Annotated in this window: 20 protein-coding genes, 1 tRNA gene and 1 pseudogene; 17 read left to right on the forward strand and 5 right to left on the reverse strand. The window is 60.3% G+C overall.

Annotated elements, in window-relative coordinates:
* Window positions 1–461: transposase (locus tag JNK74_23865; protein ID MBL7649227.1), on the forward strand; the 461-nt coding region annotated here is incomplete at its 5' end.
* A 47-nt stretch (window positions 462–508) separates the two neighbouring features.
* On the opposite strand, the gene JNK74_23870 is transcribed toward JNK74_23865, so the two are convergent.
* Together JNK74_23870 and JNK74_23875 are read right to left on the reverse strand one after the other, a co-directional pair.
* Window positions 509–1414, reverse strand: coding sequence for an FHA domain-containing protein (locus JNK74_23870; GenBank protein ID MBL7649228.1), 906 nt, complete (start codon window positions 1412–1414; stop codon window positions 509–511).
* An 80-nt stretch (window positions 1415–1494) separates the two neighbouring features.
* Window positions 1495–2415, reverse strand: a complete 921-nt coding sequence (locus JNK74_23875; protein MBL7649229.1) for a hypothetical protein — start codon at window positions 2413–2415, stop codon at window positions 1495–1497.
* Between the two features lie 327 nt (window positions 2416–2742).
* Between JNK74_23875 and JNK74_23880 the strand changes: the two genes are divergently transcribed.
* The 6 genes and pseudogenes from JNK74_23880 (at window position 2743) to JNK74_23905 (ending at window position 9551) form a co-directional block, all read left to right on the forward strand.
* On the forward strand, window positions 2743–2964 hold the full coding sequence (locus JNK74_23880) for a hypothetical protein (GenBank protein MBL7649230.1): 222 nt from the start codon (window positions 2743–2745) through the stop codon (window positions 2962–2964).
* A pseudogene (locus tag JNK74_23885) lies at window positions 2954–3394 on the forward strand (PIN domain-containing protein). The gene JNK74_23880 and the pseudogene JNK74_23885 overlap by 11 nt, the downstream one beginning before the upstream one ends.
* Before the next feature lie 296 nt (window positions 3395–3690).
* The gene (locus tag JNK74_23890) at window positions 3691–6666 is read left to right on the forward strand and encodes a hypothetical protein (protein MBL7649231.1); all 2976 of its coding nucleotides are present in this window, start codon (window positions 3691–3693) and stop codon (window positions 6664–6666) included.
* 273 nt (window positions 6667–6939) lie between these two features.
* The gene (locus JNK74_23895; protein ID MBL7649232.1) at window positions 6940–7434 is read left to right on the forward strand and encodes a sigma-70 family RNA polymerase sigma factor; all 495 of its coding nucleotides are present in this window, start codon (window positions 6940–6942) and stop codon (window positions 7432–7434) included.
* Complete coding sequence (locus JNK74_23900; protein MBL7649233.1) at window positions 7421–7813, forward strand: hypothetical protein; 393 nt, start codon at window positions 7421–7423, stop codon at window positions 7811–7813. Before JNK74_23895 ends, JNK74_23900 begins: the two co-directional genes overlap by 14 nt.
* A 427-nt stretch (window positions 7814–8240) precedes the next feature.
* The gene (locus JNK74_23905) at window positions 8241–9551 is read left to right on the forward strand and encodes a hypothetical protein (GenBank protein ID MBL7649234.1); all 1311 of its coding nucleotides are present in this window, start codon (window positions 8241–8243) and stop codon (window positions 9549–9551) included.
* 262 nt (window positions 9552–9813) lie between these two features.
* Here the strand turns inward: JNK74_23905 and JNK74_23910 are convergent, their stop codons facing one another.
* The gene (locus JNK74_23910; GenBank protein MBL7649235.1) at window positions 9814–12174 is read right to left on the reverse strand and encodes a hypothetical protein; all 2361 of its coding nucleotides are present in this window, start codon (window positions 12172–12174) and stop codon (window positions 9814–9816) included.
* Window positions 12175–12548: 374 nt separating this feature from the next.
* Here JNK74_23910 and tatA point away from each other — a divergent pair, with 374 nt between their 5' ends.
* The 4 genes from tatA to JNK74_23930 all read left to right on the forward strand — a co-directional run bounded on the left by tatA (window position 12549) and on the right by JNK74_23930 (window position 14175).
* Window positions 12549–12737 carry a twin-arginine translocase TatA/TatE family subunit gene (gene tatA, locus JNK74_23915; protein ID MBL7649236.1) on the forward strand — a complete coding sequence of 63 codons (189 nt, stop codon included), beginning with the start codon at window positions 12549–12551 and terminating at the stop codon, window positions 12735–12737.
* A gap of 104 nt (window positions 12738–12841) precedes the next feature.
* The gene (locus tag JNK74_23920; protein ID MBL7649237.1) at window positions 12842–13318 is read left to right on the forward strand and encodes a hypothetical protein; all 477 of its coding nucleotides are present in this window, start codon (window positions 12842–12844) and stop codon (window positions 13316–13318) included.
* A gap of 164 nt (window positions 13319–13482) precedes the next feature.
* Entirely contained in the window at window positions 13483–13956 is a 474-nt protein-coding gene (locus tag JNK74_23925; protein ID MBL7649238.1) for a hypothetical protein, read from the forward strand.
* A gap of 142 nt (window positions 13957–14098) precedes the next feature.
* A tRNA-Met gene (locus JNK74_23930) sits at window positions 14099–14175 on the forward strand.
* Window positions 14176–14237: 62 nt separating this feature from the next.
* Here JNK74_23930 and JNK74_23935 read toward each other — a convergent pair.
* The gene (locus JNK74_23935; protein MBL7649239.1) at window positions 14238–15407 is read right to left on the reverse strand and encodes a hypothetical protein; all 1170 of its coding nucleotides are present in this window, start codon (window positions 15405–15407) and stop codon (window positions 14238–14240) included.
* Window positions 15408–15598: 191 nt separating this feature from the next.
* Complete coding sequence (locus tag JNK74_23940) at window positions 15599–17425, reverse strand: hypothetical protein (protein MBL7649240.1); 1827 nt, start codon at window positions 17423–17425, stop codon at window positions 15599–15601.
* A 508-nt stretch (window positions 17426–17933) separates the two neighbouring features.
* On the opposite strand from JNK74_23940, the gene JNK74_23945 reads away from it, so the two are divergent.
* The 6 genes from JNK74_23945 to JNK74_23970 all read left to right on the forward strand — a co-directional run bounded on the left by JNK74_23945 (window position 17934) and on the right by JNK74_23970 (window position 26890).
* Window positions 17934–21392 (forward strand): hypothetical protein, encoded by a 3459-nt coding sequence (locus tag JNK74_23945; protein MBL7649241.1) that lies wholly within the window; start codon window positions 17934–17936, stop codon window positions 21390–21392.
* A 70-nt stretch (window positions 21393–21462) separates the two neighbouring features.
* Window positions 21463–22713: an RNA polymerase sigma factor gene (locus tag JNK74_23950; GenBank protein MBL7649242.1), complete on the forward strand. Its 1251-nt coding sequence runs from the start codon at window positions 21463–21465 to the stop codon at window positions 22711–22713.
* A gap of 109 nt (window positions 22714–22822) precedes the next feature.
* Window positions 22823–23218, forward strand: coding sequence for a YciI family protein (locus JNK74_23955; GenBank protein MBL7649243.1), 396 nt, complete (start codon window positions 22823–22825; stop codon window positions 23216–23218).
* Between the two features lie 53 nt (window positions 23219–23271).
* The gene (locus JNK74_23960; protein MBL7649244.1) at window positions 23272–23760 is read left to right on the forward strand and encodes a VOC family protein; all 489 of its coding nucleotides are present in this window, start codon (window positions 23272–23274) and stop codon (window positions 23758–23760) included.
* Window positions 23761–23849: 89 nt separating this feature from the next.
* Window positions 23850–24221 (forward strand): YciI family protein, encoded by a 372-nt coding sequence (locus tag JNK74_23965; protein ID MBL7649245.1) that lies wholly within the window; start codon window positions 23850–23852, stop codon window positions 24219–24221.
* A 164-nt stretch (window positions 24222–24385) separates the two neighbouring features.
* Window positions 24386–26890: a DUF4838 domain-containing protein gene (locus JNK74_23970; protein ID MBL7649246.1), complete on the forward strand. Its 2505-nt coding sequence runs from the start codon at window positions 24386–24388 to the stop codon at window positions 26888–26890.
* Window positions 26891–26894: the final 4 nt, after the last annotated feature.

The following is a 26894-nucleotide window of genomic DNA, read 5'->3' on the forward strand; positions in this document are numbered from 1 at the left end:
CGGTGGAAGAACTCTATCGCCAGCGTTGGAAAGTGGAACTGTGGCTACGCGACCTCAAGATCACCCAAGGAGCCGATATCTTGCGCTGCAAAAGCCCCGAAATGATCCACAAGGAACTTACCATGCACGTGATCGCCTATAACCTCGTGCGCGCCTCCATACTCCAAGCCGCACTGGAACATGAACACCGGCCAGAAGAACTCGCGTACAAGCCCTGCCTCGACACCCTTAGGCAGTGGGCGAAATACTCCACCCAGCCGCAAACCACAAAGCAAAAATTTCAACTACTCTGGAAAGTCCTACTTGAAACCCTCGCCCGAAACAGGCTCCCGCAACGACCAGACCGCAACGAACCGAGAGCCAAAAAAAGAAGACCGAAAAACTACGCCATGCTCAACAAACCCAGGAAGGAATTCAAGGAGACACCTCATAGAAATCAGTACAAGGCACCCTTAAGTTAGTGCCATTCGGGACCGTCCCGCGTTTTCAAAGCGGAGTGCTGCCCCCCCTACAGCCCCCACTGCTTGCGGAGCTTGGTGAGGGAGATTTGGGTTTGCTCGGCCTGTTCCATGGACTTTACGAAGGGGGCGGCGGTGTGGGCGATGGCGGAGAGCAGTTCCAGATCCAGGGAATCATAGAGGACGTGGGGCATGCTCTGGAGCACAATGATGCCGACCCGTTTTTCGGGTGTGACGAGGGGTGCGGCGGCCTGAGCCTGGACCACCCCGTCTTTCTCCCGAGGCCAGAGCAGGCCGCTGCGCCGGAAGAAGGCCGCCTCTACGATCTTGCGCGGCGCGTCTTCGGGGGCGTCTACAATCTCGCCCTGTGCGTTGAAGAAGGTCAGGGTGCTGCGCTCTTCGATGTAGCGGGCGATCCAGCAGATTTCCGGCTTGAATGTCTCCGTGAGCGTCTCATGGAGGATCATGGCGAGCTCCTGGATCGTCTGGGTCTCGCTCAGGAGCCGCGCGAGCCGAAAGAGCCTGCTTAGGCCCTCGACGCCGCGAGTACCGAGGGCGATCACCTCCGGCAGGCGGCTTTCGTCCACGAAGATGTTGCGATCCACCGCCAGGGAGCGGCGGGCGGATGCCGGCAGGGGTGCGGTCGCCGCGGGTGCTTCTTCGTTCGATTCCTCCACCACAAAATGGGCGGTCCCTACGATGATATGGTTGCCGGGGTGGAGCTCCGCCGTCTTCACGGGCTGGCCATCGACCAGGGTGAGGTTGCTGCTGCCCAGATCGCGCAGAAAGATACCGCCGTTCTGGGCATAGACCTCGCAGTGGCGGCGGGATACGGTGGGGTCGCCGACGGTGACGTCGCACTGGGCGCTGCGCCCAATGAACAGCGACGCGGCGCTGATGGGCCAGCACTCGCCGTCCGTATCCCCCTTCGTCCGCCGCAGAATGAACATGGCCACTACCTTGTTTCCGTCCACCTGTTTGGATTTCAGTCCGGCGTTGCGCTCCCAACGCTACGTCCGTCCGTCATTGTACCATGTTATGCGGCGCTGCCCGTCGCGATCAACAGCTTGCCCCCGCGATAGGACTTGAAGCCGAGGAAAATCGTCAGCTCGCCGTCGGGCGCCTCGATATAGACCGGCCGGACGTCGATCAGGCCGTCCCGCTCGGTGATGGTCATGCGGCTCCAATTCACCGAAGCCCGGGCCAGCTCCCCCGCTTCCTTGAAGGCCTGGAGTGCCACGCGGAGCTTGGTCTTCCCATTGCCTTCTTCGTCCTGGAAGTCATCGGCGATGACGGTCATGAACCGGTCCACGTCGTTGTTCTTGAAGGCTTCGTTCATGGTCACGAGCACCGCCTCGATCTGCTCGGCGTTGGTCATGCCCTCTACCGCGAGTCCCGCACCGGCGCCGGGCGCCCAGAAGCCGAGGAAGTTTCGCATGACATAAAGGGTTCCGGCGACAAGCAGCACGGCGGCCACCGTGCCCAGGACCTTGAGCACTTTCCGGATAGGGAAGGGTACGTGGGTGGCGTGGACGAGCAATTCGGGCGGCAGCTCGGCGGGTTTGCCTTCGGCGATCTGGCGCTCGGCCCCCTGCAACACGTCCATCACCTTGCGCAACGCGGTCCAGGCGGCCTGCCAGTGCTTCTGCACGGTACCACACGAGGCTCCGGAGGATTCCGACAGGGAGGCCAGACTGCTGCCCAGGGCGAGAGTCCGATTGATTTCCGCACTCAGACCGAAGCCGCCCTTGCGCCAGTAGGACAGAACGGGATAGTCGCAGGACAGCTTGCTCCGCAGCGCCATGTACTCCAGTTCCAGACTCTCCCGATCCGCACCGAACGCGTGGTAGGCGTCGAGAAGCGCGTGGACCCGCTGCCAGTCTTCAGACAGGGCGGCACACTGCGCCTTGTACGACGCGATCACGTCGGGTGCTATACCTTGCTGCTGTTTTGCCAAACCGCCTCTCCCATGGGTGCTACCGTCGCATACGATAGAGGGTGCGGAGATTTTTTGCAAGGGGCTTGCCCTCGAAAAGCGAACGCCAAGAAAAGCCTGGAGCAGCCGTTGTCCGCAAGAAAAGCATTTCCCACAGATCTACACAGATTCGCACAGATAGATCGGCCATACTCCTTTCATCACCAACCCGCCACCCTTGGCTACTTTGGCCTCCCTTTGTACAATCTGTGTGGATCTGTGCAGATCTGTGGGAAAATCTTTCTCCTCCGGCCATATTGGTATAAACTCTACACGAGCAAAAATTACTCCGATGAAGTCAGAATCATCATGAGAACCATCACACTAAAGCTTGACGAAGAGCTTGCGGAGGCCGCGGAACAACGGGCGCGCCTGGAGCATACGACGCTTGAGATTCTGCTGAGCAATTGGCTCGCGGACTATGCGGGGCAGGAAGCCCGAGCCAGGCGCTATGACGAAGTGATGAACTCGGTTCGCGGCAAGGTGGTCGTTGGGCGTAAGTTGACCCGGGACGAAATGAATGAGCGCTGAGCGCTTTCTCAACACGAATCATTTCAGCTATCAGATAGAGGCCAATGACGAAGTCAGAGCGCCCATCGCCGACAGAATAATTCGGGAAGGCGTGACAACGGGCAATGCCTGTATCAGCTTCCAAGTCATCTAGGAATGCCTGAACGCCATTACACGAAAGGCCAACTCTCCGCTTGGGACTGTCGAGACTCGGGACTATCTCGATGCGATTTTGGCGCCTATGCTGAAAGTGGGTGCGCATGTCGGCCTTTACGCAAGCGCACTGGAAATCAAGGCGCGCTACCGAATCGGCTTTTATGACGCCCTTATCGTGGCCGCCGCACTCGAAGCCGGTTGTACACGACTGCTTACCGAAGATTTGCAGCATGGCCAGCGTATTGGAGACCTCGTGATCGAGAACCCATTCCTGACGAAAGTCGGCGAATCTTGACTCAGCAGGGGGCCTGGGAGACTCTATCGCACCGAAATGTCGTCTGGTAATAGGGGGTAATTCTGGCAGCCAGCAGCAGTCGCCGGAATACTTGCTCACTGGTGGTGGCAGGTAGTGGACAAATTTCGAGCAACCTCGTCACCGCACCCGGCATCGCCCTTGATAACCCCAATCCTATGCCTCCGCCTCTATCGCACGCATGCCTAGCCCTTGATCGCCCCCTGGCGATTCGCCACAATAGCAGGCTCAGGCGAAAACGCTGGCGGGGCCAGCTTACCGGGAGATCCCTCGTGTCCATGAAATCCTTTTTGCTTGCCGCTACAGCAGGTCTGGCCCTGGGCGCAACCGCGCAGGACCCCGCCGATATCCAGTTCAAGACCGCCGAAGGATTCCAACTGGAAACGGTTTTGCGCGAGCCCGAGGTGCGCCAGCCCCTGTGCATGAATTTCGACGAGCGGGGTCGCCTCTGGATCACCCAATACCTCCAGTTTCCCTTTCCCGAGGGGCTCAAGGTCATCGGCCATGACGAATACTGGCGCATCCAATACGAGAACTTCCCCCCTGTCGCGCCGCCGAACCATTTGAAGGGGAAGGACAGGGTCACCATCCACGAAGATACGAACGGCGACGGCAGCTTCGACTCGGTGAAGGAATTTGTGTCGGGATTGAGCGTCACCACGTCGGCCTTGCCGGGGCGTGGGGGTGTGTGGGTGTTGAATCCACCCTATCTGCTTTTCTACGCCGACGCGAATCGCGACGACGTGCCCGATGGCGATCCCGTGGTGCACCTGGCGGGCTTCGGCCTGGAAGATCTCCACGCCGTGGCCAATGGCCTCACCTGGGGCGCCGACGGCTGGCTCTACGGCTACCAGGGCTCGACCACGACGGCGACCATCACCCAGCCGGGAATGGACAACGCGCCTGTTCATTTCAAGGGTCAGAATCTCTGGCGCTACAATCCGGCGGACAAACGCTTTGAACTGTTCGCGGAAGGCGGCATGAATAACTTCGGTATTGCGCTGGATGCCCAGGGCCGCATGTTCACGGGCGGCAACGGCGGTGTTATCGGGTACCATCAGGTGCAGGGTGGCTACTACTGGAAGGGCTGGGCGAAACACGGCGAATTGACCAACCCTTATGCCTATGGCTGGTTTGAGAACATGGAAGACCATAGTTCGAAGGCCAAGCTCTCGCAAGGCATGGTCTCGTATCTCGCGCCGAACTTCCCGCCGCAATATCAGAACGCCCTCTTCACCGCGCGGGCGCTGGTGCACCACGTGAGCGCGGCGGAGCTGAAGCCCATGGGTTCGACCTTTTCCGCCCATGAGACGACCAAGCTCTTCGAAACCGACGACGCCCATTTCCAGCCTGTCGCCATGGCCCAGGGACCCGATGGTGCCCTTTATGTGGCCGACTGGCACGATTCCAACATCACGTGGAGCGTGTCGGCGGAGACGGACCGCATCATGCGCGAGACGGGCCGCATTTACCGCGTGAGCTATGGCGCCAACACGCCCTATGCGCCCTTTGACCTGGGTGCGGCGACGACGGAAGAACTCATCAAAATGCTGGACCACCCGAACAAGTGGTATCGCGAGACTGCCCTGCGCGTGCTCTATGATCGCAGGGATGTCAGCGCCGTGCCCGCCATTGAAGCGGATTTCTGGGAACCCAATGTGGTGGAGGAGCGCTCGCTGCGCCTGCTCTGGGCCATCAACGCCTGTGGCGGCTTCACGCCGGAATTCGCCGCGCGCGCCCTGGACCATCCGAATCCGCTGGTCCGCGAGTGGACCGTGCGCCTGCTGGGGAACGATGGCACGGCCAGTGAACTGATCGGGCGCAAACTGGTGGCGATGGGTCAGGTGGAGACCGAGCCGCATCTGCGCAGTCAGCTCGCGAGTACGGCAAAGCGACTTGCGCCTGAATACGGCCTGCCCGTGGTGCTGGCCATGCTGCGATCAGGCAAGGATGTGCAGGACCTTCACATCCCCATGCTTTTGTGGTGGGCGGTGGAAGGCCAGCTCCGTCAGGATCGCGCGGCCGTGCTGGCCTGGGTGAAGGATGCGGGCGATGCCGGCAGCATAATCTTTGACAATACCATCGTGCCCCGCCTGGGCCAACGCTTCACGCAGGATCGGAAGGACGAGGATTTCAATGCGTGCGCCGAAGTGCTGGCAAGCCTGGAGGGGCCCGCGCAGCGCCAGCAGCTCCTCACCGGCATGGCCACCGGACTGGGCCAGGGCACCAATGCCGTGGTACCCGAAGCACTGAATACGAAGCTGGCCGACATGCTCGATGACGATCCCGGCAATACCCAATTGCTCATCATTGCGGCGCGCCTCGGAAACAAGCAGGTCTTCGATCTGGCGGCCGCCACCATTGCGGACGCATCCGCGGACGCGGGCCAGCGAAAGGCCCTGATCAAGTTGCTCGGCGAAGAGGCCTACGCGCCTGCGAAGGAGACCCTGCTCTCCCTTTTCAACGAGGGCGGTGCGTTCCGCGAAGACGCGCTCGCGGCGTTGCAGCAATTTGGTGATCCGGAGATCGGCGCGGCATTGCTTGCCGCCCTTCCCGCCGCCGGTGACCTCAAAGCAAAAATTGCCAGCGCCCTCGTGGCGCGCAAGGCCTGGGCCACCATGCTGCTGGAGGCCGTGGACACGGACAAGATTCCCCCGGCGGATGTGGCGCGGGATCTCCTTGCGAACCTGGCCGCGCTGAACGATCCCGCGATTGACGAATTGGTGGGCAAACACTGGGGCGCCATCCGCACAAGCCCGGCGGAAAAACAGGCGCAAGTGAACGCCGCCTGGGCCACGTGGAAAAACGGCCCCGGTAATGCGCGCAACGGCATCAAGGTTTTCGAAAATATTTGCGGCAAGTGCCATGTACACCTGGGCATTGGCCGCAAAGTCGGCCCTGATCTTACGGGCCTTAACCGACAGGATATGTGGGCCTTCTTCACCAACGTAATCGATCCGAGCATGTCCGTGCTGCCCGAATTCACGGGCACGACATTCACCATTCTCGGGGAAGACGATGGCCTTGGCGCGGAAGAGCGGGTGGTCAATGGTTTCCTCCTGCGCGAGACGGACGCGGAGATCTCACTGGTGGATTCGGCCGGCAACGAGATGACCGTGCCCCGGGACAAGGTGAAGTCGAAGGAGCCGATGAAGCTGTCGGTGATGCCCGAGGGACTGCTGAACGGGATGTCGGATCAGGATATCCGGGATTTGTTTAATTTTATCCAGGCGGATACGCCGCCGGAGGGGTGAGGGGAATTTGGCATGGCGAATTTCGAATAGTGAATTGAGTGGGAATGGGTCTTATGGGTCCTATGGGTCCTATGGGTCCTATGAGATGGCGCGCTGGCGTTGTTTCATATTGACTCATAAGACCTATAAGACCCATAAGACCCATTCTTCCTGTTTTTCCAGCCGCACCTTAGACAAAACAAGCGGCCTTGCGCGTCATTTATCCAGAACACACCAGCGGAGAGCGAGGAACACACCATCGGCGGCACGGACGACAGCGCATGGCTCGGGGCCTTGTACGACGCCCACGGGTTGGGGGTCTATGGGTATGTCCATGCCATCCTCGCGGACCGCGCGGAAGCGGAGGATGTGGTGCAAGACGTGTTCCTTCGGGCGCTGGCGCGATCAAGGGGGTGGTTGGGCCTGCGCAATCCCGCAGGGTACCTATACCGCGCGGCGCGCAACGAGGCATTGAGCCGTCTGCGCAAGCGCACGGTGCGGACGAGGGCGGCGGCGGAGTTGACGTACGCGGCGGAAGTGCTGACACCAATAGAATCGTCGTTGGAATCGGCGGAGGAGGCCGCGCGGGTCAATTCGGCGCTGCTGGCCCTGCCGGTGGAACAGCGCGAGGTGGTGGTGCTAAAGGTTTACCAGAACATGACCTTCAAAGATATCGCGCGAATTACAGGCGCGTCCCAAAATACCGTCGCGAGTCGTTATCGCTACGCGCTGGCGAAGTTGAAGGAAATCCTCGAAGCGGAGGAGGCGGTGTTCCATGAACCCAATTGAAGAAAGGCTGAAATCGCTTGCCCTGGCCGCGCCGTCGGATGCGCTGCGCGGCCGTTTGTTAAAAGCTACCGAACGCGAACGCCCGTCTGAGTGGAAGCGCCTGCAACACACGATGGAATGGTGCGCGACGCTGCTTATCGCGGTGTATGGCTGGTCGATGTGGTTCGAAAGCGGCTCCGAGGAAATTCGCCAAGGCCTTCGCACAACAACCTACGCCGAGCAACTGGCCCACGTGGAGCAGCAAGTGGCGGAGACGCTCGCGGAGGCGACGGAAGCTCTGGTGCGTGACTATATCGTGGCTCAGAACATGGAGGCCTACCGACGGCCCTTTGTGGTGGAGACGGTGGGGTTAACGATGTCGCTGTCGGAGGTAAATTGAAGTCGCGACCCGCGAGAGCTATTGAATGCTGTTTACAGATGGCACAGTAAATACGGATGTAAGATTTTGACAATCGACGAAGCTCAAAAGCTTTGCAGAAACTCGTAAGGAATATGGCTGATCACTACCACGTCCATCTCAGTGCGTACAGGCTATTTTAATCGCATTCAACGCCGGAGCACGAGGAAATATACCAGGATTTCAATGACGACCGAAGGTGGCTTAACCTTCCAGGTTTAGACAAAGCTACTGTCGATTTCCACAGGACCGTGGACTTTGCAATTAGTTCCACAAGTGCCAACGCACCGACACGAACACGTATCCATTTACTTTGACCATTCACCGATTCAATGCCTCAACCTGAAAGGTTAAGCCACTTTCGGTTGTCACTACGGGTCTGGAATTCTTACAAACCGAGGAGTCGGCCATGAACGAATCAAGCGAATCTCCACGCCGTCCGAAGCGCCGCAACCTGTTCCGGATCTTCCGTGGCTTCCTAGTCTTCGTCGTGTTGCTCATCGTGACCTATCTCATCGCGGACCAGATCCTGCTGCGCAAGGTCCAGCGTCAGCGCGAGGCCTTCCGCGAACGCTTCGGCGCGGTGGACTTCCGCGATTTCATTCCCGAGCGTCCAGCGCCGGAGGAGGACGCGGGGCGGGTGTATCTGTATGCCGCCGGGCTTATGTCCCAAGTCAATGCCGAGTACGGCGACTGGTCGGCATTTTCCGCGCTCACCAAAGGCCCTGAAGCCTTTCGGAAGCGGGGCCAGCAAGATGAGGAATTGCCGCCGCCCGATGAGATCGAAGGTCGGGTGCGGGTGAAATTGGCGGCGATGGAGGAGGCTTTCCAAAAAGTGGAAGAAGCGCAGTCGCTGCCACGGGGCTCAGCCGCGGAGGAAATAGACTTCGAGACGCCTCCTTTCGAGTTGAGCGCTCCCCGTGAACTCGCGCGCAACCTGGCCGCTAAAGCGATCTTCGACGCGCGCTCGGGCGACTTGGACGGCGCGTGCCGGTGGCTGGAGGCGGGGCTGCGTATGGCCGCTACGATGAATGAGGACCCCACGCTTTTGGCCCTGCTGGTCCGGATCGCGTGCGTCGAAACATCACTTATCGCCGCGGAAAATGTAATGAATACCACGGATGCGATGTTGCCGTTAGGTGAGCCTTATTCGAAATTATTGAAGATCGTCACGGACCCGGAGGTATACCGCAAGAATCTGGCCAGCGAAGCAGCCTTCTGCCTATCTAGAGAAATGCCGCTGCTCCGCCTCTTCATGTCTGCAAACAACTCGAAGCTAATCGAATTCTGGTTCGCCACAGACGACGCGCTCGCGCTGGAGCCGAGATCCGCGCGGAGAGCGCAGCTTGACGCTTTGGACACGCGGGGAGGGGCTGGAGCCTTCTTTTCACCATTCAATTGGGTTGTGCCCCTCATGGGCCCCGCTATAATTGGTAACATCAATGCCTTTGACCGCATGGCGGCGCGCTGCGATTTCATGCATATCGCGACCCAACTTCGCGCGTGGAAAGTCCAGCATGGAAGTTATCCTGACACCTTGGACGCGCTCGGGTCGGCCGCCCCGCTGCCGCTCGATCCCTTCTCCGGCGAGCCCTACCGCTACCGCCTCGATGGCGAGGGTTTCATACTCTACAGCGTCGGACTTAACCGAAAGGATGACGGCGGTGTGACGGAAGACAATCGCAATGAGGGCGATGTGGTTTGGACCTGTGTGCGGTGACGTAGTGGTAGGTCGCGACCACGGGTGACGAGGGGAATGTCCTGCACGGAACGGCACTCTGTTAGAAAATGTCCTCTCGACCAGGCAACGATCATTGTGCCCGGGCAAGGCTCAACCCAACGTTCGGGACCGTCCCCCGCTTTTAAAAACGCGGGACGGTCCCGAACGCGTGGCGGGCTTCATCGGGTTTCAGCGATTGAAATGACGCGAAGTCCCTTTTTCGTGTCCGAGGGCCCTTTCGTTCAGGACGGTCCCGCCCCCCCTACTGTTTCAACAACCACGCCTCGGCCAAGCGCGATTGTTTACGCCAGTTGAGGAGGGCCTCGTCGGTGGGGCGATCCCAGGTGAGCTCGATGCGACGATCTTCGAGGGCCTTCGAAGGCACTTCGAACTCGACGAAATCGCCGTGCTCGATCTTTGCTCTGTCGCCCTGCACGCGCTCACCGTCGATCTTAAGGAGCATCTGGCCGTAGCCGGTGAGGCGGACTTTGTAGGTCGCGTTGGGGTCGACACCGGCATAGATCACGGCTTCGGGGAAATCCATCGTGACTTGCCAGGAGAGGCGCAGGCGGCTGAGTCCATTGTCGAGCCACCACCACGTGGGGTAGGGAGCTTTCGCACCAATGGGGTCGGTGGCGAGAGATTGTTCGCGCTGGACGTGGGGCGTCTTGGCGACGTTGCCGATATCGTCGTAGTAGCTGCCGGGGCCGGGGGTCTCCCAGGTTGCGAGGGTGTGGAGCCGCGCTACTTTTTCTTCCTCGCTCTTCATTTCAGCGACTTTTTTGAATTCGTCTTCGAGCCACCAGCGGTTATTGAGCGGATAGTTCACGAAGTCCAGCGAGGCCCCGCGCTCCGCGCCCGCCGCACCATATTTTTCCACACTGGTCTGAAGCTGAATGGACTTGAAGAGGTCGTCGCAGAGCTCCTCCACACGCTTGAGCAGTTCGGGAGCGGCGTTGACTTCATCCACCACGCTGAGAATTTTCAAGGCTTCGGCCATGGCGGCTTCCGCGCCGATTTCCGGTGCTTTCAGCAGGGCCCGATTCGCTTCGATCTCCAATGCGCTCTCGCGGAGGAGGCGCTTGCGGGTGTAGGCGTCGTAGTAGGCGCGCATGAGGTTCATCTGCCAGCGCCAGTTGCCCGCAAGCTGCGGGGCTTCTTTTTCCAGTTGCTGCCAGAGCAACAGCGTGCCATCGACCGCGCCATTCTCCGCCAGACTGCCTTGCCAATTTTTCTCCAGCGCAAAAATGCCGTCGGTCGCTTTCGCGGCAACTTTCGGATTGAAGAAGACCCTGCTGTAGTCCTCCAGTATCGTGCGTGGATCCGTCGCCGGATCCCACGCGAGATAGCTGAAAATGGCCTTGTTCACATCGTCGTGCACGCCGTCGGAATAGCTGATGAAGCCGTCGCTGTAGGGCGCGTACCAGTTGTGGATTTGCGTGTACTGGGACGGGCGCGGGTTGATGGCTTCGCGGCCCAGGGTGAGGGCGAAGGCGTTGTCCCACCACGGCACGACAAACTGGCAGAGCTTGTTGTGAGTGATGTCAGGATAAAGTCGGAACTTGTACTGCGGGGGCAGATTCATCCGTTGTTCATCGGTGGGCGGGCTGGAGGGACCGTCCACAAAGCCGCCAAGCCAGTCGGGCTGATGCTCTTTTACATAGTCATAGGCCGTGGCGACTTTGTCTTTGTGAAAGCCCTGAAGGGAGAGCCAAACCCGGGCGTGGGGATGGCGAGGGATCAATTCCTTTGCCACATCCGCCAGGAAGGGCATGACCAGCTCCGGGGGATTGTCACCGGGATCGCCGCCGGGGAAAAAGACGCCGTCGATGCGCGGACTGTCTTCGTAGAGCTTTCGGTGCAGGGCCAGCAATTCTTCGCGCTGCTTCTGATCGCTCAGGTCGAACTCGGCGGGCGTCCAGACCCAATAGTCCACATCGTACTTGTCGCAGATGCGGCTCAGCTCCCGGTTCATCTCTTCGCGGGAGTATTTCATCATGGGATTCGTGGTGTCGTCTTGAAAGGGGATGTTCTCGAAGCTGTTCATGCCGAAAAAGGTCAGTTCGCGGATGTGTTGATCGAACTGGTCGAGCGTCCACGCGTCCCACGAATTCGCCCGGGCGCGATAGCCGAGCTGGTGTCCGCGAATGGGGTAGGCCGGTGCCGTGGCGAGATCGAATCCATCGGGCAGACTCGCCGCGCCTTTTGCCCAGTCCATCTTGCGGAGGATGGCCCCGACACCGAAGAGGATGCCGCGCCCGTCGTGGCCCAGCACCCAGAGCACGGAGTTTCCGTCGGCCTGGGTTGCGTGCAACCAATACCCCTCAGCTTTGTGGATGGGGTGCTCGGCGGCCGCTTCGGGAACGGGCAGCCCGGCCAGGGTGCCTTCCGCATAGGTGGCAAGGATGATAGCGGCGCCTTCCGCGGGTCGCGCGTCGGAGGTCGCCAACGGGAGGCCCGTACGTGACGCGATTTCCTCGGCGAGTACCGTGGCGGCGGTCCCCACGACGGCGGGAGCCTCCGCCTGGGGTAATACGATGGTTGCGCCGCTCAAGTCGAAGGCGGCGGCATGCAAACCAAGGACGGCGAGAATGGTGAGGAGTGCGGGGCGGATACCGGGCATGGGATGGGCTCCTTGATGATAGTCGAATAAGATCGGCGCGCTCCGTTGCCTTGTGGGGCGCCGGAGTGGATAGACTGGCCGAAGCGGTGTCGGTTTTGCAATTTTGTTGTCACCAGACTGGGGTGCGGCGGGTCCATTGCGTTGAAGATTCCGATGAAGGGAATGTGACGCGCCTGCCGCGCGCTTGTATTCGCTTCGGGCAGGATTTATAATGTTTGGACTACAAAAAGCGAATCGCTGGCAGTGCAATTCCCCCTCTATCCCCTTGGTTAGAACCCTGCCGCACAAGCGCCGCTGCAAACACACGCCTCTCGAGCGGGATTGAACCCATCGGGACGGAAGTCTGTGATTCACAGATCAACAGGAGATGAGCCATGTTTGGACTTGGCATGACAGAACTGGTTATTGTGTTGGTTATCGTGCTGCTGGTCTTCGGCGGCTCCAAGATTTCCGGCGTGGGTCGTTCCCTTGGTGAAGCCATCAGCGAATTCAAAGAAGCGGTAAAGCCCGACGAGAAGGTGGAAAAGAAAGAAACGCCTTCGGACAGCGACAAGGCCGAGTAATCCTCCCCGGTGGTCCGGGCGGGAAATCGGGTCGGCGCGTGTGGCGTGTTGCACCCCCCCCGCCGCTGTGCTACAATCGCTGAAACCTACTCGGGAGAATTCGCATGAATCGCTGTAAGTTCCTGTGCTTCAGCATCTTACTTATCGCATCGCTGTCCCCCCTCGGCTGCGTTCGCGCACCCCGCGACACGACGGGATTTGCCTTGAACCACAATGCCGTCGTGCCCGCTTCCTTTGACACGACCTGGCAGACGGTCAAGGATGTTCTGCGTGAGAAAGAGCTGGATATCTATACCCGGGACAAGCGGGGCCGATTTGTTGCGTATACCCCCGAGAAGCGCCGACTTCTCCAGCCCAACCGCTATCAGTACACCTTTCAGCTTGAAGAAGTCTCCGCAAACGAGACGCGAATTGCCCTCGACACCCGGAAACAGGCGTATGGCGTGACGCTGCTGACCTACCCCGGCTGGCACGACCGCAAGACCGAGGATTCTCCCGAATCCCAGGCCCTGCTGGATGCCATCGTCGCTCGCGCGAGCGGCACCACCCCGGAAGTTGTTGAAGCGGCTCCTGCGCAGTAATCGCTGCGGACTCCCCTTCGGCAGACTTCTCGCATTACACCCTAATCTCATTTTGAGACGCGCGTGTGAACATTTCCATTAAAGCGATAATATCCGTATTTTTGCCTAGATTTGCGGGTGCATGATATACTCCACTCGGATGAAAACGCTGGAGATTATCGTCTATGCTTTCACTTATTGAGGTCACCTGCCCCCACTGCGCCGCGCAGGGTCAGATCATGCTACCGCCCCTCGGTGCCATCATCATCGGCCCATGTCCTGAATGCCACGGCATGGTGGCGGTGTTTTGCGGGCGGGTGCTGGCGCTCGATAAGGAGATCATGACGGAAGGGGCGACCCTGGAAAAGCGCGAGCATCTGAACGCGGTGTTGGGTTCCTTTCTTCAGGATCGCATCAACCGCCTTTTTTCGGACGACGAGGTGGACGAGATCGTCACCTTCGACGATGAGGACGAGGATGCGCCGGGCGACGAGCGGCAACCGAATCGCCCCGCTCAGACCGGACTGGGCAAGATAGACCTGTACGGGAACCCGCAAGAGGCCCCCATCACCAGCGAGGAATTGGAGTCGTTTAAGAACGTCGATCTTCGATTGCTGGACAATCCGGATTACTTCAAGGCGATATTTGACGAACCCTAGGCTTCGCGATATCTATATCGTCCTCCAGGTTCCTATATATGACCAGATTGGAACACAAATTCCCTTTTCCTGCGAAATATGGCCCCGATTTACTTGAACGGAGCCTTCCACGTTTGCTATAGTAGTTTTCGTCACCACATGACGCGGGGTGGAGCAGCCTGGTAGCTCGTTGGGCTCATAACCCAAAGGTCGTCGGTTCAAATCCGGCCCCCGCTACCAATAATGAAATCAGGGACTTGCGAAGATTCGCAAGTCCCTTTTTCTATGCCGTCGGCCCCGTTTCAGGCACCGTGAAACAGCGATTCCCGGAGTCCCTGGTACTGGACAGCCATATCCGGTGTCTGGATGAGCGACTGCCCCTGGTGCAGGGAGTCGACGCCGCCGATGACCATGCCGGAGGTCAACAAGGTTCGCTCGACGGGGTAAGGCGCTCGGTTTTCCAGCACCATCGTTTCTATGTGTCGCGCCAGGGGGTTGAAAAAATCGGCGGTGGTTGCGCTTTGTCCCGGCATGGGCAGGTACATCTGGCAGGCGACGATTTCGTTGGTGTCGCTGCGGAGTCCGGCGTAGTTGAAATCCCGGATGTTTGTTAGAAATATTGTCGTGCGGAATCCGTCGCGGTGTTGGATTAAGTAGGCCAGGGTATCGGGGAGCGCCTGCCGGGCCCACTCGAAGGTCACGGGGTCGGTGGGAAATCCGTCAGTGACGGGCAGGTTGTGGCTGCAACACAGCGCGGCGACCATCAACCGGCGGGTCGCCTCTCGGTCAGAGCCCGCGAGCATTTCCCACATCTTCTCCCCGCGGACGGCGTGCACGCTCTGGATGCCGACTTCCCCCCCACGCCGGCGCTCGGACATGCACTGGGCGGTCTCCAGGGCGTGAAAGTCATAGCTGTCTACGCCGCCGTATCCGACGCATACGCTTTCAGCAAGGGGGACGTCGAAGGGCATGTCTATCGAGGGCAGGCGCCAGGTCACGGGCAGCGAGGAACCTGCCAGGAAGGGAAACTGAAGGCGCTTGGCGTCGGCAACCATTTCGGTGCACTGGCTCCAGGATGTCGAGAGGTGCTTGTCGTTGAATACCGGCACGGAGCGGCCGCTGTCTTCGAATACTTTGACGACTTTCTTGAACCACTCGTAACGGGGATAAAGCCGCTGGCCTTTTTCGTTGTCGGGATAGTCCCCATGCTCCGCGATGATGATCACACCATCGACGGCCAGCTTTCCGGTTCCGAGGGTAAGGGCTTCCTCAATGGTGGGGAACTGGTTCAGCTTGTGCCGCGCGATCCGTTCTCGCGCCAGATCCCCTTCGGGGTATTGGTCGATGTACACCGACGCGACGTCGAATCGCGGTGGCACCCATGCGCCGTTCCAGGTGTATCCCAGGGTGTGCCGGTCTAGGAAATGTTGTGCGTGGGAATGCAGATGGACGACGGTCCCCAGGAACGCCACTTTTTTGCGCGCTGACGGGGCGGGCGAGACGCCCCAGGCGTTTGCGGCGAGCGCGGCGGTGGTCGTTGCGATAAATGATCGGCGCGAGAGCATCGGGATTTCTCCGTTGGTATCCGCCGATGACAACGGCGGTGCAAAAAAGCGGGACGGGTCTGCTCTTGAACAAACCCGTCCCGACGAACGCTTTATTTTTACTCTTTGTGGTAGCCCGCGTCGTCACCCCAGCCGGTCTTGGTGGGTTCGATGTAGATCTCTTCGGGGATCTGCATGCGCGGGTCAATCGGTGCTTCGAGGTGCAGGAGCAGGGGGTTGGTAAGACGGGCCTGCCACTGGGCCATGGCGTCGAATCGATTCTTGTCCGTTTTCCCCAGTTCGAAGGGGAGGTAGGCCCATTCTTCGAGGAAGACGCTGCCTTCGGGGATATTCACGAGCTGCTGGGGGTTCCGGCCGCCGTAGGGGTAGGCGAGGGCGCGGGTCCAGTAGATCCAGGGGCCGGTGGTCACGTACATGAAGGGGTTCAGCGTGCGGAGTTCGCCGTTGAGCCCGCCGTTCATGTAGTTCACCTGGATGCCGCCGTAGCCGCAGCCTTTTTCTCGGTCGAAGAAGGCGATCCAGGGCGTGGTGTCGGCCATGGTCCATTCGCTGAGGTCGGGGGCGGCGGTGATGTTGCGCGTCTCGATTTTGTTGTGCTCGGCGTCGAACCAGGCGGCCTCGCTGAAGGCTTCGCGGGCGAAGACGACTTCGGAGTTGCGCAGGGCCTGCACGGCGACTTCATGGCGGATGTGCATGGAGGAGCGCATGCGGAAGTAGGGCACGCCCGCATAGAACTCGTATTCCATGGAGGTGGTCACTTCGGGCATGAGGGGCATCTGTCCCCAGAGGCGGGTGCGGTATACGACGGGGCCTCGGGACTCTTCGAAATCGTAGTCGTATTTGCCGGGCTCCCAGTCGGAGATGTGAACCCAGGCCCGGGGCGGAGAGTAGACGTCGGGGTTCCACTGTATGGCGCCGTTCGTTTCTTTCTTGTGCTCAAATTTCAGTTCGGGTTTGGCCTTGAGCACGACCTCGTCAAGCATGCCATTGAGGGGGTGCATCTTGAAGGCATAGGTGCTGTTGGCCACGGTCACGCCGGGGCCTTCACCGGAGACCTGAAGGTCCGAGGCGTACTGGGGCGCGGGGGCTTCCGGGTTTCCGTGGAAGACGAGGTAGACGGCGCTTCCGCGCGCTGCGACATCGGCGGAGAACATGACGGTCACGGCGTCGGTCGGCAGGAAGGTGGCCGGCTTCTGCTTGCCGTGTTCGTCGTACATGGGGGCTTCTTCGGCGATCGACGTGTCATGGTCAATGATCTGGCTGGGCACTTCGTGGTGAAGTCCCGATTTTGGATCGAAGTGGACGACGCGAATCTCTCGGTTCGGGTCGTTCAGGGTGTCCGGGTAGACGAGCATGGTCACCTGGACGGGTTCGGCGACGCGGGGGTGGCCGACGGTTTCACTGAGCACGACGCTCTGATAGTGTTTCCAGGCGGGGTTCCAGTACCCCCCTTTCGGCGGGGCGGTGGCGCTGACTTCGCCGGTATGGGCTTCGCCCTTTTTCCCGCCGAGGTGAACGGTGGCGCGGAGGGTTACGGACTCGCCCGCACGCCAATCCGCGCGGACGTAGAGCGTGGGTTTCGTGTAGAAGTGGTCGGGCCGAATGCTCTTGAGCGCCTCGGCAATGGTGAGGCGCCGCTCGTTTCGCGGCTGGTCGGGCGGCAGGGGATGATCTTTGTCGGCCAGCAGGTAGTTGCGCTCCACGGCGCCATTGACAAGAAGTTCTCCTACAAAGAGCTCCTCGTGATTGGCGATGTCGAGGTCCACGGTCACGTGGTAGTAGGGCACGGCGACTGTGGGCATGTGGAACTGGAGCGGGCCAATCGGCAGGGCCTTTGCCGCCGCTTCCTGGGCGCCGGCCATGGCGGCGCTCGACAGGAGCCCCACGAGTAAGACGGCAAGTCTGGCGAAACTTCGTTTTGTCATTGGGCGATCCCTTTCAGGCTGAGGTGATGATTTTCCCATTGGGTTATGATCGCGATTGCCGGTGGCGATGTCAACGCCGCGTTGCCGCGTCGCGCCAGGGAGGATAAAGAATGCGTGTTGAACCGCGAATGAACGCGAATAGACGCGAATTCCTGCTTGCATCCTGGCTGGGAGGGGTATTTTCACCACGAAGGCACGAAGAAGAGAGAGGGAAGAAAGCGTTCTGCGACTAAGATTCTCCCTGCAATCAAAGCAGGGCTAAATTGAGCTTGCATCCCAATTTTCTTTGCGCCTTCGCGCCTTTGCGTGCCTGAGATTAGCTGAGCGACCGCCGATGCCCTACAGCGCCGCAATCTCATTGCTCATCGTGTTCTTCGTGGCCTTCGTGGTAAATCATTTTGTTTGAGATTGTTCCGCGTCGTATGAGTTGCGATAGTATGGGGTGGAATCGGATATTGCTTACAAACTCCAATCGGCCGTCACCCCCCGTGGCAGGCGAGGTGCTATAATGACATCAAGATGCGCTTCCCGGTATCTTCGCTTTTTCACTTATCTGATGTTGTATTTTTTGGTCACCGCGGTTCCGACCGCGGCGCAGGTGCCGAACCTGCTGCCGAACGGCGATGCGGAAGACGAGTTTGTGAACCACATCCGCGTGGGGGAAAAGCGCACCACGACCATGGAGGCGTGGAACTCGGGCGAGCCCACGTTCTGGAAGCGCGGTCATGGCGCGTCGCTTGACGGGGGGACGGTTCACGGCGGCAAGTACGCGATTGCGCTCCAGGCCGATGAACAGACAGCGGAGGCGACGGTATTCTCGGACTATTGGCGGGTGAAGGATGCTTCCATGCCTTTTGGCTTGCCGCTGGCGCCGGGGCGCCCGGTTAAGATTTCCTTCCACGTTAAGACGTCGCCCACGCTGGCGGCGGATTCCTTCAGTGCGGAGATCCGGCTGGGGACGATTGATGGTTTGCCTTCCGAAACCCAAACCGTATCCATGGGGGCCGAGACTGAGTGGAAGGAGGTCACGCACACGATGACGCCCGAGGCGCTGCGTTGGGGCGTGTCGGTCACGTTTCGCGCGGCCGGCAACCTCGGCGATGGGCAGACGGTTTGGATCGATGATGTGTCGGTGACGCAGGATCTGGGCGAGCGACTCAACCTGGTGCACAATCCCGGTTTCGAGCAGATGGCGCCGGGCTCGCCGTGGCCGGTTGGCTGGGAAGCGCCCATGGACGACCAGTGGGTGAGTTGGGTCGGCGGCGAATTCCGCGCACCGCAGTTTCACTACGCCGCGAAGAGTGGCCAGAATGCAATCCGCTGCACCGTGACCTATGCCGACGTGTCCGGGTTATCCCAGGTAGTGCAACTCAATCAAGAGGTGGCACGGCCCGTCGCGATTGAGCTCTGGGCCAAGCTGGACAATTCCATCGGCAACAGCGCGGCGGGCGGCGGCTATTACGGATCGGACAACCTGCCGAACCTGACCATCTTTGTTTACCATCAGGACGGCACCATGCAGGAGGTGTCCCCCACCTTCTGCCTGGGCGAGAGCGACCACGACTGGGACTACCTGCGCGGGGGCTTCGTCCCGCAGAAGCCGGTGGCTCGGATCCGGCTCCAGGCGACGGTGCTGGGAACGGAGCCCACGACGAGCCTCTGGCTCGACAATGTAGAAGCATTTGAACTGGATAGCGAGGGCCCATTGCTGCCGAGCGCCGTCTTTGCGCCCAACCGGACGCTCTACAGCGCGTGGGGCGAAGTGGATGATTCCGTTACCGATCAGGTTCAGGCGGCCATGAACGACGAGCGCCTTTCTCTGTTCATTCCGCGCGCGCCGGAAGACGGCGAGAGCCGGGTCTACCTGAACCCGTCGGCCTGGGAACCCACGGGCACGCACCAGCGCTACCTCTTCAAGGTGATCCGTCTGCAGGAGAACGGGCAAATCGGCATGGCCGATGCCGTGGAGAAACAGGGTCTTGTTGCGGAGGGTCCGTTCAGCGATGGGGCCACATCCGGCATCGGCATGAACATGACGTTGGGCGGGTGCGCCCTCTCCCTAACCTGGCGCACGCTGGGGCTTGATGGCCCACCCGAAGGTCCGATTGGTTTTAATCTGCAGCAAAGCGGCTCCGACGGTGATCGCTTCTGGACGGGAAAGTCGGCGGCGGTCGCGGAGACGGGCATCCTCGTTCCCCCGGCGTCGCGCGGCCTGTCCATTCGCTCCATCCGCTTTGGAAACCGCTACGAAAACGAGACCGATCAGACGCGAGACCCGGTGTCCCAGCCGCCGCTCTATGCCGGGATGAACAACGGGGCCGTATGGATCGCCAACAGTGGCCCTGCGACCGAGTTCACGTTGACGGCGGGTGTGCTCGGACGCGCCATGGTGGAGACACCGGTTTCAATTGGGACTGACGAAACGAAGCGCGTTGCCTTTTCATATGATGCGGGCAGCAGCATGTCGGGGTCCTTTGATATTGCGCTGCGCCGCGATGATGAACTGCTGTTGGAAGACACCTATCCACTGGTGTCGCCGGAGCCCATGGAACTTATTCCCGATCAGGAGTACTACTATCCCGAGGAGACCGAGGCGACGGTGGAAGTGCATGCGCGCTACCGGCCCCTGCCGGAGAAGGGTCGGGCCGAGGTAATCGTGCGCGATTTGCAGAACAATCGTGTGGTTTCGTCCTTGAATCACGAAATCCACGCGCCTGTTTCAAGCTTCCGCCTTCCGCTGGATACGCTGCGTATCAATCCGACGCCGGTGCAGGATTATATCGTTGAAGTTTCATGGTTCGACGATCAGGAGGCCCTGATCGGAACGCAGTCCGCGCGAATCGGCCGAATCAACCACACCGTTCGCCATGCCCTGCCCGCTGTGAAGTCCGTCTCGGTCGACGAAACGGGCCGGCTCATGATCAATGGCGACTTCCCCTTTTTCCCCGTGGTGCCTTCCTTGAGCAACGAGGCCTGGGACGCGGGGATCGACCTTGGGGGAAACATGTATCGCCCCATTTACTCGCCAGGAAGTGACAATCCAGACCTTGTGACCAGCATGGTCGCGGCGGCGGACAGGGCCTGGTCGAAGAATGTGTATCTGATGCCTATCGGACCTGGTCCCGGGCAGGTGGAGGCCTTTGAGAAGGAAGTGCCAGCCATCTTCGCGCACCCCGGCTTCCTGGGGGCCTATCCAAGGCAGTTCTACTATTGGAATCTAGACGATGCCCAAGTGGCCTACCGGAATCAGATGGAGGGGATCTTCGCCGCCCAATCCTCGAAGCGCCTGCTGGTGTGGGGCCATCACGATTCGAGTTTCCTGTACGATCACGATGAGGCATGGTCCAATGTTCACCCGGCGGTGGGCTATTGCTACGTGCACATTATGGGGCGGCCAGGATCGGGCTGGCGCAATGCGCCTTTTCTCACACGGACGGAGCAGGTGCTCGACCCCGTCCGCTTCAAGCTGGCGGAGGTCAATCTTTACGTGACGTGGCACGATGACGAGATTGTGCCGGAGCATTTCAAAACGTATTACTCGCTCCGCGCCGATTCGATTGCGGGTTTTCGCAACGAGTCCTATTTGTCCGTCATCTATGGCGCGGACGGACTCTATCATTACATCTGCACGCAGACGGGGGGCCTGCAGCGGCTTCGCGGGTGGTTCCAGGAGATGAACTTCATGTGGCCTGTGTTTGCTGCGGACGACTCCGGTATCGCGGTAACCGTGTCACCCGCGAGCAGCGGCATCGAGGCTCGGGTGAAATCTCATGAAAGCCGCTTGTACCTCTTGACCGCGAACGCCGCTGAACGGCCCACCGAGGCGACTATCGTGATCGACGGACTCGATGGGATGACGGTGAAGAAGTGCTTTGACCTGCCCGGCGCATTGACGGTCGAGGGTGATGCGATCCACGATACCTGGGGCGCGCAGGACGCGTTTGTTTACGAGATCGCTGTTCCCTGATGCGCTATGATGACAGCGGGTTCGCGGGGCATCCGTCGGCCCATTGACAGGCACCCAGGCAGAGGCATTCATGGCAGATGATGCAAGTGATGCAGTACGTTCCACGCTGGACGCGATCTATCGCACGGAATCGCGGCGGGTTCTTGCGACATTGATCCGCCTGCTGGGCGATTTCGATCTGGCGGAGGAAGCGCTCTATGACGCATTCCGTGCGGCGTTGGAGCAGTGGCCTGAGAAAGGCATCCCCGCCCAGCCCCGGGCCTGGCTCGTTTCGGCGGGACGCTTCAAGGGCATCGACGCGCTGCGGCGCCGCAAGCGCTTTGACGACGCCGCACCGGCACTTGCCGAGCGCTATGGTGGCGAAGCTGCCGCGGAGTGGAACGACGAGGAACTGGAGGATGATCAACTCCGACTGATCTTCACCTGCTGCCACCCGGCGCTGGCCCCGGAAGCGCGGGTGGCGCTGACGTTGCGCGAACTGTGCGGATTGACCACGGAGGAGATCGCCCGAGCCTTTCTGACTGCGCCGCCCACGCTGGCCCAACGCATCGTTCGGGCGAAGTCAAAGATTCGCGATGCAGGCATACCGTACCAGGTGCCGCCACCCGAAGAGCTTCCCGAACGGCTGGAGGCCGTGCTTCAGGTCATTTATCTGCTCTTCAATGAGGGCTACTACGCTTCGTCCGGCGCGGCGCTGACCCGGGCCGACTTGTCGGGCGAGGCCATACGATTGGGACGCCTCCTGGTGGAGCTATTGCCGGAGCCCGAAGCGATGGGCCTGCTGGCCTTGATGCTGCTGCAGGAGTCGCGCAGGGCCGCGCGCAGCACTGACGCGGGCGACTTGATCCTGCTGGAGGATCAGGACCGAAGCTTGTGGCGTCGCGATCTGATCGAGGAGGGCCTCGCGATGGCGGGTCGTGCGCTGTCCCTGCGACCGGAGCGGCAGGATCCCTACACGATTCAGGCCGCGATTGCGGCGGTGCATGCCCAGGCCCCGAATGCGTCCGCCACCGACTGGGCGCGCATTGCGGGGCTATACGGAATACTGGGGCGAATCCAGCCCTCGCCCGTGGTAGAGTTGAACCGGGCCGTCGCCGTGGCCATGGCGGAGGGTCCAGCGGCGGGGCTTGCGCTGGTGGAGGCGCTTCTCGCGGAGGGCACGCTGGCGGACTATCACCTGGCGCATTCCGCGCGGGCTGATTTCCTGCGCCGCCTGGGTCGTCGCGACGAGGCCCGGGAGGCCTATGGGCAGGCGCTGAAACTGGTACGGCAGGAACCGGAGCGGCGCTTCCTGGAGCGGCGACTGCGGGAACTGGGATGAGGGTGGCGGAATGTTTTCCCGAGAAAAGTTTCTCCGCCTGTCGATTTCCGTCTTTCCCAGTCGACTAAGGGGTAGATTCTCAACCGAAACGAATGGAAAGGACCACGCTATGTTGTTCGTATGCTTTGGGTATCACAATGAATTGCAGTCCGCGACGCAGCCCGTCGAGGTCGGTCAGGCCATGATGGACGAGTGCTTTGAGTATGACGACGAGTTGCGCAAGAACGGCCATTTTGCGGGGGGCCATGCCCTGCAGCCTTCCAGCACTGCCACGACACTGCGCTGGAAGGATGGGAAGCCATTGATCACCGATGGGCCCTATGCCGAGACGAAGGAGCAGATTGGCGGCATCCTGCTGCTGGAGGCCCGGGACCTGGACCACGCCATCGAGCTGATGTCCAAGCATCCCGGAATCAAAGTGGGGCCCTTCGAAATCCGCCCGGCGGCGGATCTGAGTGCTTTCATGCGGGAAAGCGCGGCCCGGCGCGCGGCGAAGCAGGGTTAAGGACAAGAAACCATCCGGGCTGCCGGCCCGCGACCTGAAGAGGAATTGATACCATGACCATTATACCGTCACAGAAGATTTATCCCTGCCTGTGGTTCGACCACCAGGCGGAAGACGCTGCGAAGTTCTACACATCGATCTTTCCCAATTCCAGGATGGGCTCCATCACCCGCTATGGAGAGGAGGCGCCACTGCCGGCGGGCACGGTGCTGACGGTTCGATTTCAGATCGAGGGCGCGGACTTTCTCGGGCTGAACGGCGGTCCGCATTACACGTTGAGCCCGGCGGTCTCGTTTGTAATCGGTTGCGATACGCAGGAAGAGATCGATTACTACTGGGAAAAACTCGGGGCGGGCGGACGCTACGATCAGTGCGGCTGGCTCGCGGATCAATTCGGTGTGTCCTGGCAGGTGGTTCCTGTGATGCTTGTGAAGCTCCTGGAGGGCGGAAACGGCAGGAAGACAGGCGCGATGATGGGGGCGCTGATGGAGATGGTAAAACTGGATATCGCCACCTTGCAAAAGGCCTATGACGAAGGTTGAGGACGGATAGGACCGATAGGACGGATTTTCTTATCAGTCATATTCGTCTTAGCGGTCCTATTTAAAGCGAACAGCAGAAAGGACGCCACATGAAATACCTTTGTCTCATCTGCGCGGACAAGATGATGGAAGACATGCCACAGGCGGACGCGGATCAGCACTACCAGGATTACGCCGAATTCACGGAGACGATTCGACGCAATGGCCACTTCATCTCGTGCAACCGGCTGATGCCGCCGAATACGGCGACGACGGTGCGCGTGCGCGGTGGGCGGCTGACCGCGACCGATGGTCCCTTCGCCGAAACCAAGGAGCAGATTGGCGGCTACTTTGTGATTGAGGCGCGCGACTTGAACGAGGCGATTCTGGTGGCTGCCAAGATTCCGGGGGCCTGGCACGGCTGCGTGGAAGTGCGGCCCATTGCGGAGGATGAACAGACGGTCGAGGCCCTCGGATTGTAAAGCGTCGCGCCTTCCCCGGCGGCGGGACTGCTGCGAACTTGACGCGCACGCCGACAAGTGCTTAAATGAAGTGTTGATTTCGACCATACCCGTCGCCGGTTGCCGAGGGTCGCGCTGACGTCAACTGCCCACCTTTGTTTTCTTGCACCGATCGGGGAATTCGCATGAAGATCATCACCGCCTTAAGTCTGTTCGTCCTTGCCGCGCTGCCGCTCCAGGCCGCTGAACTGGCCCCCATCGCAATGACGGACTGGGGGATTGTCGTTGCGCCGGACGCGATTCCCAGCGAGCGATTTGCCGCCGAAGAGTTTCGGTCGCTCTTCGAGCAGCTCACCGGTCTTGCGCTGCCGGTTGGCGCGGCGGCCCCGGCGAGCGGCCACGGGATATACATCGGCCCGGGGGCTGCGGCTCAGGCGCCGGGGATTGGCTTTGACGCGAGCGGCATGGGCGAAGAGGCCCTGCGCCTCCGGATGGATGGCAAGAGTCTGGTCATCGCGGGCGGACGCCCCCGGGGCACGCTCTACGGCGTTTATGAGTTCTTCGAGCGCTATTGCGGTGTGCGGTTTCTGACGAAGGACCACACGTGGTTTCCAAGAGCCTCGGAATTGAAAGCGATCGGGAACGTGGATTTCACCTATGACCCGCCCTTTTCTTTTCGCTGGAGTTACTACAAGGCCAACGCGGATTACCCTGATTTCGCTGCACGCCTCCATGTGAACACGGTGACCAGCGACGAGAAGCTGGGCGGCAAGACGGGCCAGTCGCTTATCGGGCACAGCTACGCCCGCTGGATCTCTCCCGAGAAGTACGGCAAGTCCCACCCCGAGTATTTCGCCTTGATCGATGGCGAGCGCAAGAGCAACATTGCGGCGGCGAGCACGGAACCGTGCGTCACGAATCCGGAAGTGATCGACATCATCACGAAGAACGTGCTCGACGAGATCGCGGCCAATCCCACCATGGAAAACGTGACGGTTAGCCAGAACGACAACGACGGCTATTGCCGCTGTCCCCAGTGCGCGGCGATCAACGAACGGGAAGGCACGCCCATGGGCGCCAACCTGGCGCTGGTGAATACGGTAGCGGAGCGCGTGGAGAAGGTCTATCCCCACGTAAAAGTGGGCACGCTGGCCTACTGGTATACACGCAAGGCGCCGAAGACCATCAAGCCGCGCCACAACGTTCAGATCCAGTTGTGCAGCATCGAGTGCTGCGAGCTGCACCCGATCAACGATCCTAATTGCCCCAAGAACGTGCCCTTCAATCAGGACATTCAGGACTGGAAGGCCATCTGCGATAACGTCTGGATCTGGAATTACAACACCAACTTCTCCTACTACGACCTGCCTTTCCCCAACCTGAACGTCATCGGGCCGAACGTGCGGCTTTTCCGGGACAGCAACGCCAAGGGCGTGTTCATGCAGGCGAACGCCATGGGCGATGCGGGCGAGATGTGCGACCTGCGAAACTACCTCATGGCGCGCACGCTCTGGAATCCCGAGCTGGAAAGCTGGCCCCTGGTGGAGGAATTCTGCACGCTCCACTATGGCGAGGCCGCGCCGCCGATACTTGAGTACCTGAAGTTCGTGGAAGATCAGGCGGAGAAGCATGGCAACCACCCGAACTGCGGGGCCTTTCCGGTGGAGCTGGGCCTGACGGCGGACGGTGTGGCGAAGGGCTTCGATCTTTTCCAAAAGGCGCTGGCGCTAGCGCCGAACGACACCATCCGGGCGCGGGTGGAGATGGCGTCGATCCCGGCCTATCGCGCTGTGATCGTGGCCAATGGCCGTCCGTGGAAGAACGAGGGCGGCGTGGTCCGGCGCGACTTGCCGGAGCGTTTTGCCTCGGTGATCCCGGACTACATCGCCCTGTGCAAGAAATATGGCATGACCTATGTGGCCGAGGGCAAGGAATCGAGCAAGTACTTCGAGCAACTGGAGAAGATGGCGGCGATGCCGGCGGTGACACTGGAAAACGACGTGTGGCGCATGACGATCCTGCCCGAACAGAATGGCAAGATTGCCGAGTTGTTGCACAAACCCACGGGCCGCTTCGTGCTCCAGGGCATGCAGCATGACAATATCCTTCAGGGCTGCCTCGACGAGGTGGGCCAGGCGGGGTTTGTGTCGGAGGCCTTTTCACGATTTGAGGCGCAGGTGGAAAATGATCGCGTCCGGCTGACGCGCACACTGGACGACGGCAGCACGGTGGAGCGGAGCGTGGGCTTCAAACCCGGCGAGCCGGAAGTAATTGTCTGCACCTCGATCTTGACCCATCGCGGCGCGGAGCCACGTCTTTATCAGTACCGCACACGCCCGGAGTTCAATGCCTACACCAACAGCGCGGACGAGAAGATTCTGACCGCGTATGCCAAAGGCGACACGTGGGTACCCTTCAACCGGGCGTGGAAAGAGGGAACGGGGCCGGACAATGATATCCTTATCGGGTCGCGCGGTGGCGGCTTCGCCTATTTCAATCAGGAAGTCAAGAGCGGCCTTGAAGTCACCTACGATCCGGCTCAGGTCAAGTATCCTCGTCTGCGCTGGTATCCCCAGTATGAACAGGTGAATCTGGAGTTATTCTCCCAGGATGTGGAGTTGAAGACCGGCGAGACGCTGGGATTGGATTACACCCTCCGCTATATCGCCACGGCCCCCGAAACCCCATGAAGGA

Source organism: Candidatus Hydrogenedentota bacterium (genome assembly GCA_016791475.1).
Classification (GTDB): Bacteria; Hydrogenedentota; Hydrogenedentia; order Hydrogenedentales; family JAEUWI01; genus JAEUWI01.

What these genes read in the sequence shown, in the direction of transcription:
- JNK74_23925 (MBL7649238.1), top strand. Translation starts at nt 13,483, where the DNA reads ATGCTTTCACTTATTGAGGTCACCTGCCCCCACTGCGCCGCGCAGGGT.
- JNK74_23905 (MBL7649234.1), top strand. Translation starts at nt 8,241, where the DNA reads ATGAACGAATCAAGCGAATCTCCACGCCGTCCGAAGCGCCGCAACCTG.
- JNK74_23965 (MBL7649245.1), top strand. Translation starts at nt 23,850, where the DNA reads ATGAAATACCTTTGTCTCATCTGCGCGGACAAGATGATGGAAGACATG.
- JNK74_23910 (MBL7649235.1), bottom strand. Translation starts at nt 12,174, where the DNA reads ATGCCCGGTATCCGCCCCGCACTCCTCACCATTCTCGCCGTCCTTGGT.
- JNK74_23950 (MBL7649242.1), top strand. Translation starts at nt 21,463, where the DNA reads ATGGCAGATGATGCAAGTGATGCAGTACGTTCCACGCTGGACGCGATC.
- JNK74_23945 (MBL7649241.1), top strand. Translation starts at nt 17,934, where the DNA reads ATGACATCAAGATGCGCTTCCCGGTATCTTCGCTTTTTCACTTATCTG.
- JNK74_23880 (MBL7649230.1), top strand. Translation starts at nt 2,743, where the DNA reads ATGAGAACCATCACACTAAAGCTTGACGAAGAGCTTGCGGAGGCCGCG.
- JNK74_23940 (MBL7649240.1), bottom strand. Translation starts at nt 17,425, where the DNA reads ATGACAAAACGAAGTTTCGCCAGACTTGCCGTCTTACTCGTGGGGCTC.
- JNK74_23955 (MBL7649243.1), top strand. Translation starts at nt 22,823, where the DNA reads ATGTTGTTCGTATGCTTTGGGTATCACAATGAATTGCAGTCCGCGACG.
- JNK74_23900 (MBL7649233.1), top strand. Translation starts at nt 7,421, where the DNA reads ATGAACCCAATTGAAGAAAGGCTGAAATCGCTTGCCCTGGCCGCGCCG.
- JNK74_23960 (MBL7649244.1), top strand. Translation starts at nt 23,272, where the DNA reads ATGACCATTATACCGTCACAGAAGATTTATCCCTGCCTGTGGTTCGAC.
- tatA (MBL7649236.1), top strand. Translation starts at nt 12,549, where the DNA reads ATGTTTGGACTTGGCATGACAGAACTGGTTATTGTGTTGGTTATCGTG.
- JNK74_23970 (MBL7649246.1), top strand. Translation starts at nt 24,386, where the DNA reads ATGAAGATCATCACCGCCTTAAGTCTGTTCGTCCTTGCCGCGCTGCCG.
- JNK74_23920 (MBL7649237.1), top strand. Translation starts at nt 12,842, where the DNA reads ATGAATCGCTGTAAGTTCCTGTGCTTCAGCATCTTACTTATCGCATCG.
- JNK74_23890 (MBL7649231.1), top strand. Translation starts at nt 3,691, where the DNA reads ATGAAATCCTTTTTGCTTGCCGCTACAGCAGGTCTGGCCCTGGGCGCA.